9 protein-coding genes and 2 pseudogenes are annotated in these 16656 nt (G+C 50.0%); 7 read left to right on the forward strand and 4 right to left on the reverse strand.

Features of this window, described 5'->3' with window-relative positions; all coding sequences use genetic code 11:
* The 3 genes from J4G02_18005 to J4G02_18015 all read right to left on the reverse strand — a co-directional run.
* A partial coding sequence (locus J4G02_18005) for a TIGR02206 family membrane protein (GenBank protein MCE2396433.1) occupies positions 1-723 on the reverse strand: 723 nt, incomplete at its 3' end.
* Between the two features lie 43 nt (positions 724-766).
* A complete protein-coding gene (purD, locus tag J4G02_18010; protein ID MCE2396434.1) occupies positions 767-2047 on the reverse strand; it encodes a phosphoribosylamine--glycine ligase in 1281 nt (426 codons plus the stop codon).
* A 216-nt stretch (positions 2048-2263) separates the two neighbouring features.
* The gene (locus tag J4G02_18015; protein ID MCE2396435.1) at positions 2264-2989 is read right to left on the reverse strand and encodes a pyridoxine 5'-phosphate synthase; all 726 of its coding nucleotides are present in this window, start codon (positions 2987-2989) and stop codon (positions 2264-2266) included.
* Positions 2990-3439: 450 nt separating this feature from the next.
* On the opposite strand from J4G02_18015, the gene gltB reads away from it, so the two are divergent.
* From gltB to J4G02_18030, 3 genes and pseudogenes are all read left to right on the forward strand, one after another.
* A complete protein-coding gene (gene gltB, locus J4G02_18020) occupies positions 3440-8035 on the forward strand; it encodes a glutamate synthase large subunit (protein MCE2396436.1) in 4596 nt (1531 codons plus the stop codon).
* 24 nt (positions 8036-8059) lie between these two features.
* Positions 8060-9540, forward strand: a pseudogene (locus J4G02_18025) (glutamate synthase subunit beta).
* 28 nt (positions 9541-9568) lie between these two features.
* Positions 9569-10234, forward strand: a complete 666-nt coding sequence (locus J4G02_18030; protein ID MCE2396437.1) for a Uma2 family endonuclease — start codon at positions 9569-9571, stop codon at positions 10232-10234.
* A gap of 3 nt (positions 10235-10237) precedes the next feature.
* Here J4G02_18030 and J4G02_18035 read toward each other — a convergent pair whose 3' ends face one another.
* Entirely contained in the window at positions 10238-11092 is an 855-nt protein-coding gene (locus J4G02_18035) for a J domain-containing protein (protein MCE2396438.1), read from the reverse strand.
* A gap of 715 nt (positions 11093-11807) precedes the next feature.
* Between J4G02_18035 and J4G02_18040 the strand changes: the two genes are divergently transcribed.
* The 4 genes and pseudogenes from J4G02_18040 (at position 11808) to J4G02_18055 (ending at position 16656) form a co-directional block, all read left to right on the forward strand.
* The gene (locus J4G02_18040) at positions 11808-13349 is read left to right on the forward strand and encodes a hypothetical protein (GenBank protein ID MCE2396439.1); all 1542 of its coding nucleotides are present in this window, start codon (positions 11808-11810) and stop codon (positions 13347-13349) included.
* Positions 13350-13434: 85 nt separating this feature from the next.
* A complete protein-coding gene (locus tag J4G02_18045) occupies positions 13435-14697 on the forward strand; it encodes an isocitrate/isopropylmalate dehydrogenase family protein (GenBank protein ID MCE2396440.1) in 1263 nt (420 codons plus the stop codon).
* Between the two features lie 176 nt (positions 14698-14873).
* Complete coding sequence (mdh, locus tag J4G02_18050) at positions 14874-15800, forward strand: malate dehydrogenase (protein ID MCE2396441.1); 927 nt, start codon at positions 14874-14876, stop codon at positions 15798-15800.
* 193 nt (positions 15801-15993) lie between these two features.
* A pseudogene (locus J4G02_18055) lies at positions 15994-16656 on the forward strand (LarC family nickel insertion protein).

Consider the following 16656-nt stretch of genomic DNA (forward strand, 5'->3'; position numbering starts at 1 on the left):
TACGTGCTTGTTTTTTGGAGAAAGGGATCTCAACCAATCGCCAATTAAGAAAGGGGAGTAGACGACGAAGAAAAGGACGAGAGCCACGCCATCTAAAATGAGTATATACCAGGGCCAAGGCGCGAAGAAGAAGGGAGATTTCGTATACGGTGGTTCACAGATGAACATGTAGTTAGATTTCAGCAGCAGATTGACGCCTGCGATAACCACCATATAGAGATTGGCAAGCAGGAATGAACGCAATAATCCCTTGAGGGTAGGGCGCATTCTCAACCCCCACGTCGCAAACAGCACGCTGACGACGATACCGCCATGCACAATAAAATATTGAAAGAAACGGTAGTGCGGAAACCCGACCCCCAGTTGAGGCGTGATAACGGCGTTTAATGTGCCGACGATCCCCCAGAAATAACCGATTTCATAAAGGATCTGGTTCCGACGCAACAGCGCAAACACCACGACAAAGAGTGCGACTCCGCAGATGTGGAGGGGCAGGTAGCTCTGCACAAAGACACTGAACGATTGCACTGTTGCCGCCCGGTAAATCCAACCCCCAATTTCATTGATGATTAGTATTCCGGCCAAAAGGTAGCAAACCGCATTTGTCAGAACAGATGAATCTACTTTCCGCACCAATACAGATAGCGCAATAGGCAGCGCGATTGTTAGGACTAGCGCGACAACATGAGGAACGCCAAAAAATTGAAATTCGGAGGTTGGCACGGCTGCTCACCTACAGGGAACGCAGATCCGCGTTCCCTACTATCTATGAAGTGCGGTCTAACGCCCGGTATCCGATGTCAGTCCGAAAGTGGGCATGATCAAAGTGGATTTCCTTCACTCCGCGATACGCACCTTCGATCGCCGATCTGATGTCAGAAGCAAGCGCGGTGACGCCGAGGACCCTGCCACCACCTGTGGCGATGTTCCCGTTTTGCATCTGAGTCCCTGCATGGAAAACTGTCACATCCTTCAGCGCATTAGCGCGGTCTAGCCCGGTAATCACTCTGCCCGTTTCGTAGGGGTCGGGATATCCGCCTGATGCCATTACTACACACGTTGCTGCTTCGGGTTTCCACCTACATTCAACCTTGTCCAATGTTCCATCAATACAGGCCTCCAGCACCGGCACAAGATCGCTCTCCATGCGGGTAAGCAACACCTGTGCTTCGGGATCGCCAAGGCGGCAGTTAAACTCTATCACTTTCGGACCCGCTTCGGCGATCATCAATCCGACATACAAAACGCCCTTGAAGGTACGCCCCTCCGACGCCATTGCGCTGATAGCCGGCTGCACAATCGTATTCATAACCTGCTCGCTGAGTTCAGGTGTCATGACTGGCGCCGGTGAATATGCACCCATACCCCCGGTGTTCTTGCCTTGATCGCCATCTAGGGACATTTTGTGGTCTTGTGAGCTCACAAACGGGAGACAGGACACGCCATCTGTTAGGACGGTGAAAGAAGCTTCTTCGCCGAATAACGCCTCCTCGATCACCACCTTATTCCCGGCGCTTCCGAAGTTGCGATCGACCATGATTTCTTGAACCGCTCCAACCGCTGCATCAAGTGTTAGTCCCGGAATTACGCCTTTCCCCGCAGCCAACCCATCCGCTTTGACAAAGACCGGCGCGTTAATCTCCTCAAGGTAAGCGATTGCTGTGTCCGCGTCCTCAAATGTGCGATACGCTGCGGTAGGAATGCCATTTTCTGCCATCAATCGTTTTGCGAAATCTTTGCTCGCTTCAAGAATCGCGGCTTTCTGATCCGGTCCGAACGCTCGGAGCCCTCGTGCTTGGAAGACATCAACTATGCCTTTTGCCAGAGGATCTTCGGGACCAACGACGGTCAGGTCTATCTTTTCGGTTGCTGCAAAGTCCACGATTGCTGAGAAGTTGTCTTCTAGGGGAATTGACCGGCATTCGGCAATTTGGGCGATACCCGGATTTCCCGGCACACAGTACACCTTTTCAACAAGCGGACTTTGTACAATCTTCCAGACAAACGTGTGCTCTCTAGCACCACTCCCAACAACTAAAATTCTCATCGAGTTCTCCTTGATCTGGGTTGATAGGCTCTGTTAATTGTCTGAATCGCGGATTAAAGGGATTGAAGGATTATATGGATAGGACTTACGCAGCCGAACGGTCAAAGCCCTTCACCCCACTTGCTGAGGGCGGTGTAGGAGGGGCATCCCTGCCCCGATACGCCCGATGAATCGGGCAACTACAATCTAAAGTGCGTAAGTCCTAAAGAAAAATGGTCATGTCACCTTCTGACCCAACGCAGCCCGGTAATCTTTCACCGATTGCTCAAGTCCGACATAAAGGGCATGTGCCATCAGGTGATGACCGATCGAAACCTCAAGTAAACCGGGGAGATTCCTCATGAGCGGCAGATTTTCTAGATTGAGATCATGTCCCGCATTGATGCCAAGACCCAAGCTGACCGCCTTTTCAGCGGCTTTAGTGAGCAAACCAAATTCGTGTGCAATCTCCTGGTCGGTTTTCGCCCACGCATAAGGCGCGGTATAGAATTCAACCCGATCTGCACCCACTTCCTTCGCCAATTCGATCTGATGAAGATCTGTACCGCTAAATAAACTGACACGAATACCGGCATCCTTGAGTCGTTGGATGATTGGTTTGAGTCCTTCCCCTTCCACCGTTAGGTTCCAACCGTGGTCGCTCGTCACCTCGCCCGGTGTGACGGGAACGAGTGTGCACTGGTCGGGCTGCACCTCTATTACCATATCCAATAGGTCAGGTCGGGGATCACCCTCAATGTTATATTCGACAGTCACCATCTCGGCGATTTCATAGACATCGTGGGGTTTGATGTGTCGTTGATCTTCTCGCGGGTGCACTGTAATCCCCTGCACGCCGGTATTGATGCATGTTTGTACCGCTTGGATGACGTTTGGAACATCTTCGCCTCTAGAATTTCTTAGCGTTGCGACCTTATTGACGTTCACACTCAGATTAATCATTGCCTTCTCCCTCCACCTCGTGTTTTAGGATTTTTATTATGCAAATTTGAAGTGGGATTGTCAACCAAAATTGTTTGGACAGGTGTCAGGAAATTTTCTTGACATGAACACTTATGTAATGTATTATAACAAGTCTATTCGTCACAATTTTTCATTGAACGTAGTGTCCTCGGAGTAAGCGTAACAGATCCCCACTAAATGATTTTCCTTCCTGAACCTTCATCTTATCGAACTGTTTCAGCAAGTAATCATTAGGTTTTGCACTATTGGGAAGACATTCTCCTGTGTCTGCCGATCCATTCTGAAAAAGTGTTTGTTACTGATTCAGGGCAATATGGTCAGGACACTATCAGAACAGAAGAAAATCAAAGATAAAGTAAACAAAAATCGCAGCAAGAGTAACAAAGAGATACGGATTCTCAGAACTGAAATAGAACAGGAAAGGCTGATATGAAAGGACAGATAGGTATTCCGAAAAAGCAAGGGCTTTATAACCCCGCTTACGAACATGATGCTTGTGGTATCGGTTTTATCGTCAATATCAAAGGTGAAAAATCCAATACGCTCGTGCGTCAGGCACTAGATGCGCTAGTTTGCCTTGACCATCGGGGTGCCCGCGGTGCCGAAGAAAATACCGGCGACGGAGCAGGCATTCTGATGCAGGTCCCGCACAACTTCCTTCAGCACGCCTGCGAAGATGCGGAAATCGATCTGCCAGATCCAAAACAGTACGGCGTTGGTATGGTGTTTCTCACCAAGACCGAGGACGGTGAACTCCTTCAACGCTGTCAGCGAAAACTGGAAGAAATTGTTATAGAAGAGGGGCAAACGGTTTTGGGTTGGCGAGAAGTTCCCACCGATAATTTCTATCTGGGACCGATTTCCCGCTCTTCTGAGCCTGCTGTATGGCAAATCTTTATTGGTAGAAACCCCACTATCGAAGATGACCTCGCCTTTGAGCGTAAATTGTATGTGATTCGGAAGCGTGCCTCCAATATCATCCGATACGGCGGGATAGATGAAGATTTCTACATTCCGAGCCTGTCTAGCCGAACCATTGTCTATAAGGGAATGCTCACACCGATGCAGGTGCCCGAATTCTATCCCGAACTGAAAGACCCTCGGATGGATGCGTCGATTGTCCTGCTTCATTCCCGATTTTCGACGAATACTTTCCCAAGTTGGGCGCGGTCGCACCCGTACCGATACATGATTCATAACGGCGAAATCAATACGGTACGCGGGAATCAGAACTGGATGAAAACGCGGCAGGCGATGTTAGCGTCTGAGCTATTTGGTGACGATCTCCCGAAACTTTTCCCTATCCTTGACGAGGATGGAAGCGACACCGCTATCTTTGATAACTGTCTGGAATTTCTCGCACTCTCTGGCAGATCGCTGCCGCACTCTGTGATGATGATGATTCCCGAACCGTGGGAGAATCATGAGAGCATGAGCGCAGAGAGACGCGCCTTTTATGAATATCATAGCTGTTTAATGGAACCGTGGGACGGTCCTGCCTCCATCGCTTTTACCGATGGCACGGTTGTAGGTGCCTCCCTAGACCGTAACGGTTTCCGTCCGTCCCGCTACTACATCACAAACGATGACATGCTCGTACTCGCTTCGGAAACTGGGGTACTGGACATTCCCCCTGAGCGGGTTGTCTCCAAGGGACGTTTACAACCGGGTCGAATTCTTCTGATTGATACGGAGGAGGGACGCATCATCAGCGATGATGAAGCCAAGGATGAGATCGCTTCTGAGTATCCGTATGGCCAGTGGCTAGACGAACACCTCACCTCATTAAAAGATTTGCCAGCGGTCGAACCGAAGGAACCTGAAACAAATCACGACAAGATTTTACAACGCCAGCAGGCATTCGGATACACATTTGAAGATCAACGTATCTTCCTTGGGCCGATGTCGAAAATCGGTCGTGACCCCGTCGGTTCGATGGGAAATGATGCCTCTTTGGCGGTTCTCTCTAATCGACCGCAGCTACTTTATAACTATTTCAAACAGCTATTCGCGCAAGTGACCAATCCTCCGTTGGATCCGCTCAAGGAAGAGATTATCACTTCGTCTGAAACAACAATAGGTACTGAGCGTAACCTGCTCGTGCCTGAACCGGAGAGTTGTCGTCAGATTAACCTCGACACCCCAATTATTTCAGATGAGGAGTTAGAACAGCTGCGGCAGGTAGATCAACCGGCGTTCAAATCCACCACCCTTCCAATCCTATTCAACGTCGCTGATGGAGAGAACGGGCTTGAAAAAGCGATGGATCGACTCTTTGAAGCCGCCGATCGCGCGGTTGAAGATGGCTATACTATTATTATTTTGTCTGACCGTGGCGTTGATGAGAAGTCAGCACCTATCCCCGCACTGCTAGCTGTTGCAGGTCTCCACCACCATCTGATTCGATGTGGTGCCCGCACAAAAGTCGGTATCGCGCTTGAGTCGGGTGAGCCCCGCGAAGTGCATCACTTCTGTCTGCTCATCGGGTATGGTGTGCAAGCGGTTAATCCGTACATGGCGTTTGAGAGCCTAGCGGACATGATTGCCGAAGGACAACTGACAGATATTGGGTATAAAGATGCGGTCAAGGGATACATCAAATCAGCCACCAAAGGCGTCGTCAAGGTCATGGCAAAGATGGGAATTTCAACCATCAAGTCGTATCGAGGCGCGCAAATCTTTGAAGCTATCGGCATCAAGCAAGAGGTTGTTGACCGTTACTTTACTTGGACGGAGACTCGAGTAGAAGGGGTCGGACTTGATGTTATTGCTCGTGAAGCCCTGATGCGTCACCGCGCAGCCTTCCCAGAAATTCCGGTTGATAATCGCACCTTGGATGTCGGTGGGCACTTTCAGTGGCGACAGGATGGCGAATATCACCTGTTCAATCCAGCGACGATTCATAAGCTGCAACTAGCCGCCCGCACCGACAACTATGATGTCTATAAAGACTATGCAAAGTTGATTAATGATTACTCTCAGAATATGGCAACGCTACGTGGACTCTTGGACCTGAAGTTCTCCAATGAACCGATTCCAATTGACGAAGTAGAACCTGTTGAAGAAATTTGCAAGCGGTTCAAGAGTGGTGCGATGTCCTACGGTTCCATCAGCAAAGAGGCGCACGAAGCGTTGGCGATCGCGATGAATCGTATTGGCGGAAAGAGCAATACCGGTGAAGGGGGAGAGGACCCAGCGCGGTATTTTCTCGAACCCAACGGTGACTCTAAAAACAGCGCGATTAAGCAGGTTGCCTCTGGTAGATTCGGGGTCACGAGCAACTACTTAGTAAATGCACAGGAACTTCAGATTAAAATGGCGCAAGGCGCCAAGCCCGGTGAAGGTGGTGAGTTGCCCGGTAGAAAAGTCTACCCGTGGATCGCCACGGTGCGTCACTCGACGCCGGGGGTTGAACTGATTTCGCCGCCGCCGCACCACGACATCTATTCGATTGAAGACCTTGCCCAACTCATCCACGATCTGAAAAACTCGAACCATCATGCACGGATTAACGTTAAGTTAGTATCTGAGGTCGGTGTTGGCACTATCGCTGCTGGTGTGGCAAAAGGGCACGCGGATGTCGTGCTAATCAGCGGCCTTGATGGCGGCACTGGAGCTTCCCCACAGACCAGCATCAAACATGCTGGCTTGCCTTGGGAGCTTGGGGTAGCGGAAACCCATCAAACCCTAGTGTTGAATAATCTGCGGTCTCGTATTATCGTGGAAACGGATGGGCAACTCAAAACGGGTCGAGATGTTATCGTTGCTGCACTGTTGGGTGCCGAAGAGTTCGGTTTTGCGACCACACCACTGGTAACGCTCGGTTGTATTATGATGCGTGTGTGCCATTTGGATACCTGCCCGGTAGGTGTAGCAACGCAAAATCCAGAGCTGCGCAAGAAATTTATGGGAGACCCGTCCCACGTCGTAAATTTCATGCGTTTCATCGCACAGGATATGCGTGAAATCATGGCGCAGTTGGGGGTTCGCACGGTCAACGAACTGATCGGCCGTACCGACCTGCTTGAGCCGGCAAAAGCAGTTGACCACTGGAAAGCAAAAGGAATCGATCTCTCGCCAATTCTCTATCAGCCTCAAGTTGGTCCCGAAATCGGTCGCTACTGCCAAATTGATCAAGACCACGGTCTGGACAAAGCACTAGATAACGAAGTCCTTTTAGATTTTTGTGAACCTACTTTACGGGATGGGACAAAAGTTACGGGATCCTTCCCAATCAAGAATACCAATCGGGTTGTCGGTACAATTTTAGGAAGCGAACTGACCCGACGTCATGGGCCCGAGGGGTTACCTGACGATACCATCGACATTCATTTTCAAGGGTCTGCGGGTCAATCCTTTGGTGCTTTTACACCTCCCGGCGTTACGTTTCGTCTTGAGGGTGACGCAAATGACTATTTCGGCAAAGGTCTCTGCGGTAGCAAGTTGATTGTTTACCCTCCGAAAGAATCCACATTCAAGTCTGAGGAAAACATCATCATCGGTAACGTTGCGTTCTATGGAGCAACCAACGGTGAAGCCTATATCCGTGGTATGGCTGGTGAGCGGTTCTGCGTGCGCAACAGTGGGGTCCGCGCTGTCGTCGAAGCCGTAGGCGATCACGGATGTGAGTATATGACGGGTGGTAGAGTCGTTGTTCTCGGCAAAACGGGGCGTAACTTCGCTGGTGGGATGTCCGGTGGAGTCGCTTATGTCCTTGACCGCGACGGCGATTTCCATATCCGCTGCAATAAGGAACAGTGCGACCTCGAACGCTTAGAGGATCCGGTAGAGATCTCGGAGGTTAAGGGTATGATTCAGAAGCACGCCGACTATACTGGGAGCCCACTTGCGTTGGAAATTTTGGAGGACTGGGAGAACATGCGCCCCCAATTCGTCAAGGTTATGCCGCAAGACTATAAAAGGATTCTTGACGCACTTGAAGAAGCTCAAACAGAAGGATTTGAGGGGGATGACGCTTGGCTAGAAGCGTTTCGGCGCGGCGTCGCTGCTGGGGCAGCAGCTTAGAAAGATAAGATTCGAGGAGACAGTATGGCAAAACCAACAGGATTTATGGAGTATGATAGAGAACTTCCGCCCGATCGTTCACCATTAGAACGCATCAAAGACTGGAACGAATTTCACGAACATTTTACCGTCGAAAAACTTCAGACGCAAGGGGCGCGTTGTATGGATTGTGGCATCCCGTTCTGTCATACAGGGATGCGATTGCCGGAGAGGGTTGTCCGATCAATAACCTGATACCCGAATGGAATGACCTCGTCTATCGCGGTCTGTGGAAAGAAGCGTTGGAACGGCTTCATAAAACCAATAACTTTCCTGAGTTCACAGGTCGGGTGTGTCCAGCACCTTGCGAGGGTGCTTGCGTTTTGGGTATGATTGAGCCGCCGGTGACAATCAAAAATATCGAGGTGTCAATCATCGATAAGGGCTGGGAGGAGGGTTGGGTCGTTCCTGAGCCACCCGCCAAACGTACAGGTAAACGTGTTGCGGTTGTGGGATCTGGTCCAGCGGGTCTGTCGTGCGCTGCACAACTGAACCGGGCGGGGCATCTTGTCACAGTTTACGAGCGCGCTGACCGGGTCGGGGGGCTATTGATGTACGGTATCCCCAACATGAAGTTAGATAAAAAAAGAGTCGTCCAGCGCCGCATTGACTTAATGGAAGCGGAAGGGGTCAATTTTATCACGAGCACCGAAGTCGGCAAGGACATCTCGGCAAAAGAATTAGTTGACGGATTCGATGCAATCGTTCTCTGTGGCGGTGCCACCAAGCCGCGTGACCTTCCCATCGAAGGTCGGGATTTGGAAGGTGTCCATTTTGCCGTGCCGTTCCTTCACGCAAACACCAAAAGCCTCCTTGATTCCAATCACGAAGATGGGAATTATATCTCCGCCAAAGACAAACATGTCGTTGTGATCGGTGGCGGGGATACGGGCACCGACTGTGTGGGAACCTCCATGCGCCATGGGTGCAAAAGCCTCACTCAGTTTGAGATTCTAGAACGTCCACCCGATGAACGCGCACCCAATAACCCGTGGCCCGAGTATCCAAGGATTTACGAACTCGACTACGGGCAGGAAGAAGCCGCTGCTAAATTTGGGGAGGATCCGCGCACCTACCTTATTAGCACCTCGAAATTTGTCGGCGACGAAAAGGGGCACGTAAAAGAGCTTCATACCGCCGAGGTTGAATGGGTTCCGGGGGATGGTGGGCGTCCTTTCCCGAAGCCGATTGAAGGCACCGAGAAAGTTTGGCCCGCCGATTTAGTGCTTTTGGCGATGGGTTTCCTCGGTCCTGAAGACACCATTCTGGAAGAATTGGACATCGAGCGCGATGAACGTTCCAATGTCAGGGCGGAAGAGGAGGAATACGCGACCAGCATCCCCGGTGTATTTGCTGCCGGCGATATGCGGCGTGGGCAGAGTCTTGTTGTCTGGGCGTTCAAAGAGGGGCGCGGTGCTGCCCGTGAAGCGGATCGATACCTAATGGGGACGACGGATTTGCCGTGAGATAGGGCAGTTATCCCACAATGTCTATATGAAACCTAATAATAAAGCCGGCATTCCTACTCCAATTGCCGGCTTTTTTGATTGGATGTACTCCAATATGCCTGTGATGCCAACCACTCTAGAGGCATTGAAGAAAAAGCAAATCACCCTTGCAGACTATCTGCTGATGCCCGAACTCCATCACCCGTATGAAATCATTGATGGAGAGATGGTGCCTTCTCTGGCTCCAATACCCGCCCATCAAATAATAGGTGCAAACATCTTTATCCCACTAACCCAGTATGTGAAGGCAAAAGAGTTAGGCGTAGTCCTCTTCGCGCCGGTTGATATTATCCTCCAACGTGACCCGTTACGAACGCGCCAACCTGATGTGTTGTTTATCCGCAAAGACAAACTGCCCGGCACCAGTCTTGATGACCTTGAAGGACTGCAACTCCTTGAGATTACCCCGGATTTAGTCATCGAAGTGCTTTCACCTTCGGATACACAAAAGGTGCTAGCTGGCAAGTTGACAGATTATCAACGGATTGGTGTCAAAGAGTGTTGGCTGGTCGGTCGGGAAACCCGCTCGGTTGAAGTCTTGCGTCTATCAGCGGAGAAATTCGAGCGGGTAGGTCTCTATGGCCTCGGCGAGACCGTCCGTAGTGAAGCCATTATAGACTTCCGACTGAACGTGGATACAATCTTTGGCTGAGACTCATGAAAGCTGGTCTGTTTCTGCTTGACGCAAATAATCTGAAATTCGCCGATATGCGGTGTTAAGGCGTTGCATCATTTCAAGATTCCCGCCCTTATCCGGATGATAGTTCAACGCAAGTTGACGATAGCGTTCTCTCAACGCATTCAGGTCAACCGGATAGGTCAAGCCGAAGAACTGAAAACTGTCCTGTAGTGCATCAGGCATACTTAATAGTTGACTTCTCCCTCCGCCCTGATTCCTCCGCCTATCCCTTTGTTGACAAACCCCTTCCAAATACTTATCCAGTCGAACCTTGGACATCAGCCGAACCTCATCTACCTCAAAAAACAGCTCTCCAATACATCTGGCATGGATTGCTTGCGGCGTCCAGTTCGTCGTTTCAGCAAGAGCACCTTCAACTTCTTCAATCTGATCACGCCTCTCTTGAGAAATTGTCTGTTCGTAATAATCTTGAACCAAGTCTTGGTAAAGTTCCCACTTGGGAGACTGTAGACCGACTGATGCCCAATTTCGTAACCGGTAGCCGATGAGGGCATCGAGTGCTTCGCGTGAAGCGTATGCAGCAATCTCGTTCTGAATCAGCTCCTGATCGGCTGTATCAAACCCCTGAAAGACAGAAAAATCTAACTTACCTTGATAAAAATCGCATAACATCTCTAAGTGACAGGCGGAAACCAACGACATGGGTGGTTTTATAAAAGCTCCATCCCATGCGCAGAGTTGCTTCCGAAATTGTTGGACATCCCTGAAAGAAATGTGGGTTGCTACATCACCCGCATTCCTATTAAAAACAACCCGCAATTGATCTGAGATGAAAGCCAACTCATCAACGAATAAATAATGTGTAACCATTCGTGTACCTGCCCAATGGAGAAATAATTAAAGTATACTGTTTTTCGCCCCGTTTTTCCAGTATCCTTGAAGAGGAGGTAAGCTATCATCGCCTTAATCCGTTTTTTGGGTGTAGCAGTGTATCATTGGCAGTGGTATTTTTCCTTCTGATAAATCCTCTAGGGTCATTTAATTCTCCCGTAACTTCGATCTCCCGGTCAAGGTTACGGCGGGGCAAGATGCCCCGCTTACGGATTCGGGTCATTCCGAAATCGGTCAGAAAACGGAAAACTAAATGTCCCTCTGCTCCCTTGTTTTGTCTTGACTTTATGGGGACGCCTTTGCTACAATAGCATAGATTAAACGAATGATCGGTTGTCCTTGCCACTTGAGATTATGGGTACGCCGTAAATACTTCTTTTGGCTTTGTCCAATTGAGCGGTTTACAAGATCTTGATAATGTATAAATTTTTGGTGCCTTCCCCATTTTTTTGGCTAAGTCCTCTTTTCTTCATAAGTTGTAATCACAACAGCCTATAACCAGACATAGTATTTGCCAGTTAAACATTGAGGAAATCTTCCCTTTTATAGTAGAAATGAACGACCCGCAGACATACAAAAATAGAACTGCAGCACCGTATATCATTGAAGCCAGCAATTCGAGCAAAGAGTCATTCCTGCCACAGCACCCCACACTCCTAGTTCTGATTAGCCCTCAATTAAGGAGATTTTTTTAATGGCACAGAAGATAGCAGCCATGCGAAAGATGTTTTCAGCGCTCCCTGAAACTTCAACTTACAGCCCGGTGACGGAGGCATTGCAAAGCGCGGGACAATTGGATGCACAGGACATCGCAAATGTTCTCAAAGCGTTTAGTACCATGCCTCAGTCAACGAAGGTCTTTGCAAATCCGGTTTTACATCACGCAAAAGTTGATTGCAATGGCGCAGGTATAACATTGAACATCCGCAGTTTTGCCCTCCGTGGCGTGCTTCCAGAGAGCGAAATTGTTGCTAGTGGACTTTCGCCTGCGTATGTAATCTTTGTTGGTCTGTTCGGCAGAAGACCCCAAAAGGTTGACAACGGTTTCGATGAAGAAGCAGTGCTTAGGGAACTGATTAATCGTAAGTTTTATCGAGTCAGCAGGGTTGCAAGAGAAGATACTTCAGGACGCAGGGCATTAATCGAGCAGGTCGCCAACTTTGTGCATACATTTCCACAGTCAGGCCCCGAACTTACAATTCAGCACTTTTCGGCACTGAGAAAAGCAAACCGGGCGAAAAACCATATCCCACAGCCTGGACTGAACGACAAAAGGCGTGAGGGTCGCCTTCTGTTCCAAATGATTGGAACACATATGGAGAATGTCGCAGTGGGGGCAATGTCAACTTACATGCGTGGCTTACTGGAAACGAACGCAAATTGGACCACAGCGCAGCTCGTCCGTCAAACGGATGCACTTATCACCGAAGAAAAGAATGCCTGCTACAGCCTCCTCCTTGGCCACCGTGCTAATGAGGTTGAGAATAAAGCTTTGGAACGCATGGGAATCATACAAACCCACCACGGATCGGCCGGATCCAACATGGTTGCCCGATATATGGCAACGCTACACACTCCTTCCGTCTCTGACTTCTTGACAGCTGCTCACATGAATCTTGATGGCGACCGCCATTTTGGCGCGATTCACGACATGACGCACTTTATTAATGCACTTGAGCCACTCACCCCAGAGAAGCGGGAAGCAGCCATCCGGAACGAAGTGCTAGGCGGCGGGATCCCGACGTTTGGTCACCCGGAAATCGCTGCCGCTGGGAGAGTTGACGAAATCCAGCAAGATCCGAGACCCGCAATTTATATTGAACCTATTTTGCAGGCAATAGATAGCGGTAATCTCGCGCTTGACAATAAGCAAAAACAACGGCTCGGCATGATTCAACGTATCTACCAGATTGCGTTTGTCGAAGGTGTAATTAAGCCGGGACGAGAAAACGATCCGCCGCTTCGTTTGACACCAAACACAGATTTCGGTGGCTGGGCGGTTCAAGAAGCGTTGGGTATCCATGAATTAGATCGGACACTGCTTACCTATATCTTTAGGGGATTTGGTTGGATAATGGATGCGCGGGAACAGTTACAAGACCGTCACGTTATTCGTCCGGTCATTCCTCCTGATCCCCAGATTATCCCCACAGATAGCAGTGATTCAACAATCCCGGATATAGTTGTTTCAACCCACGATCGATTGGTTCAGGGGGAGGCTTTTTCCGCGCATTGAGCGATGGCACCTGGGAACTTGCCCTTGGCTGCCCAAAACCTGAATCCAAGAGCTTACTAGTAGTCAGGCTCATCTGATCTTCGTAATGGAATCCTTCCCATGCGATCTGAGCCGCTGTTATTTCAGAAAGGAGTATAGAGTGGTCAACTCAGAAGCAATTGAGACCGCAAAAGAACATTTCGGAAACGTCTTGCAGCAACAACTTGAAAGGGTCGAGAAACTCAAACAAGCACCAGATTGGACAAATTATAGCTCTATTTCGCCTATTATTGTTGGTATGCTCGGCGGTGACGGCATCGGTCCAACAATCAGTGCCGAAACCCAGCGTGTGCTGGAATATCTCCTACGTGACCCAGTCAGCAGTGGGAAGGTCGAGTTTCGGGTAATAGAAGGACTAACCATCGAAAATCGTGCCGCAAAGATGCAGTCAATACCGGACGATGTGCTTGAGGAGATCAAGGGCTGTCACGTAACGCTAAAGGGACCGACGCACACGCCTGAACAAGGGGATGGATGGCCCAATATAGAGAGCGCGAACGTCTCCATGCGTAAGGCACTTGATCTATTCGCCAATGTCCGCCCGGTGCGCGTTCCTGCTGAGAATATTGACTGGACCTTCTTCCGTGAAAACACTGAAGATATGTACGCGCTTGGCAGCCAAGGCATCAATGTCACCGATGACTTGGGGATAGACTTTCGCGTGATCACAAGCCAAGGGTCTGAGCGAATTATCGAGGCAGCCTTCGCCCACGCGCAACGGACCGGCAGAACTAAGGTGACCGTCGTCACAAAGGCAAATATCGTCAAAACAACCGATGGCAAGTTCCTCGACTTTGGTCGTCAAATTGCGCAACGATATCCGGACATTGAATGGGATAGCTGGTATATCGACATCATGACCGCGGCACTAATAAATCCGGCGCGCCAACAGGATTTTCAGGTGCTTGTGCTACCCAACCTCTACGGCGATATCTTGACTGACGAGGCAGCGCAAATCCAAGGCGGCGTCGGAACTGCCGGGAGCGCGAACATCGGCAAACAGGCTGCCATGTTTGAGGCAATTCACGGGAGTGCCCCGCGTATGGTGCAAGAAGGAAGGGCACAGTATGCTGATCCAAGCTCTCTTATCCGTGCGGGTGCCATGCTGCTTGAGCATATCGGCTTCGATGAACTCGGTCAAAAATTGCACAAAGCCCTCGACATCTGCGGACAGTATGAGCGCAAGGTCGTTATGACCGGGCGCAGTACGGGTGCAACCAGCGAGGCATTCGGCGACTACATCATGGAAACCGTTGAGAATGCTAACGTTGAGGCGCGGTGGGAAGAATATGTGGATGCAGAAGCGTGATGCGTGAAACGTGATGCGTGAAACCCCGATAAATCGGGACTAAGAAGTGTGAAAACCATCAAACTATCATTGGTTCATTAGTTTATTAGGTAGGATAGAAAGTCCTACCTACAAGGCTCAAAAAAAGACAGTGTGAAGCACTAAGAGAAATCTATAATCCCTCATAGGAGAAACGAATGGCTCGAAAAAAAATTAGTGTGATTGGTGCTGGAAATGTCGGTGCAACCGCCGCGTTGTTCATTGCACAAAAGCAGCTTGGCGATGTCGTGATGGTGGATATCATCGATGGCGTCCCACAAGGAAAAAGCTTGGATATGGCACAGGCATCACCCGTTGAAATGTTCGATGCAAGTGTCACAGGTTCAACGGGTTACGAGGAGACAGCGGGCTCCGACCTAGTGATTATCACCTCTGGATCGCCCCGGAAGCCGGGAATGACCCGCGAAGACCTATTGCAAACTAACGCGAACATCGTTGGCAGTGTCACGGAAAACGTTGTGAAGCACTCACCGGATTGCATTATTGTGATGTTGACCAATCCGCTGGACATTATGACCTATCATGCGTGGAAGGTTTCGGGATTCCCGTCTAACCGAGTGGTTGGACAGGCAGGCGTACTCGATTCAGCGCGTTTCCGCTACTTCATCTCCCTTGAACTCGGAGTGTCCGTTGAGGACATCAGTGCCCTCGTGATGGGGGGACATGGAGATACGATGGTGCCCCTGCCGCGTTACACAACGGTCGGCGGAATCCCAATTCCGCAACTTATATCTGCTGAACGAATTGAGGAAATGGCGCAGCGCACACGAGATGGCGGTGCAGAGGTAGTCGATCTTCTGAAAACAAGTGGTTACTATGCAGCAGGTGCCTCGCTTGCTCAGATGGCGGAGGCAATCATCCGTGACAAAAAACGGCTCATCCCCTGTGCAGCCCATCTGACCGGACAGTTCGGTATTGACGACCTATACATCGGCGTCCCGATTAAATTGGGAGCGGACGGCGTTGAAGAAATTATCGAAGTCGAATTGACTGACGATGAAATCCAAGCGTTGCAAACATCGGCTCAGACATATCAAGAAGGGATTGAGTTGTTAGGGTACTAACACCGGAAGATGTGCGTTAGCACTGTGGCTCATGCAAAAAGAAAGCGCGCAGAAAAGCTGTAGGGGAGCGGTCACCCCGCCCGTACTTGTCAAAAACTCGGTTTCTGCTGCATGATACCTTAACATGAGTTAAAACTATTCACAGGATCCATGCAAAGCCCCATTCAAGTTTGCTAACCAAAAGGAGAGCAAATTGAAGATCGCATATTTCGATTGTTTCTCAGGTATCAGCGGAGATATGGTGCTTGGTGCTTTGGTCAATGCAGGTGTCGATCCAGATGCACTGAATACAGAGTTGGCAAAGTTGAAGTTGGATGAATTCACGCTGCGTTTCGAGGAAGCCACGAAACACAGCATCAGTGGCACATGGGCAGTTGTAGAAACCGCTGATTCAACTGGAGATTCACACGGCCGCAACGATTCTCCGGCGGCACATCATCATCACACCCACGATCATGACCATGGTCACGAACACACCCACGAGCACCATGATCACACACACACACATGGACCGAGCCGTCATCTCTCCGATATTTTCGCTATCCTAGATAACAGCGATCTTGAAGAAGTAGTCATCGATCGCGCAAAGCAGATCTTTGATCGACTCGCAGCGGCGGAAGCGAAAGTCCACAACACGTCAGCGGTATTGATGCAATAGTGGACATTGTCGGAGCCGTCGTCGGACTACACCTTCTAGAGGTCGATGAGATCCACGCCTCTCCGCTTTCGCTCGGCGGCGGCTTTGTTCGGTGCGCCCACGGACTCATGCCTGTCCCTGCACCGGGAACGATGGAGTTGCTGTGCGGTGTGCCCGTCCGACAGACCGAAATCCGAAAAGAGCTAGTGACACCCACCG

Source organism: Candidatus Poribacteria bacterium (genome assembly GCA_021295755.1).
Lineage (GTDB): Bacteria > Poribacteria > WGA-4E > WGA-4E > PCPOR2b > PCPOR2b.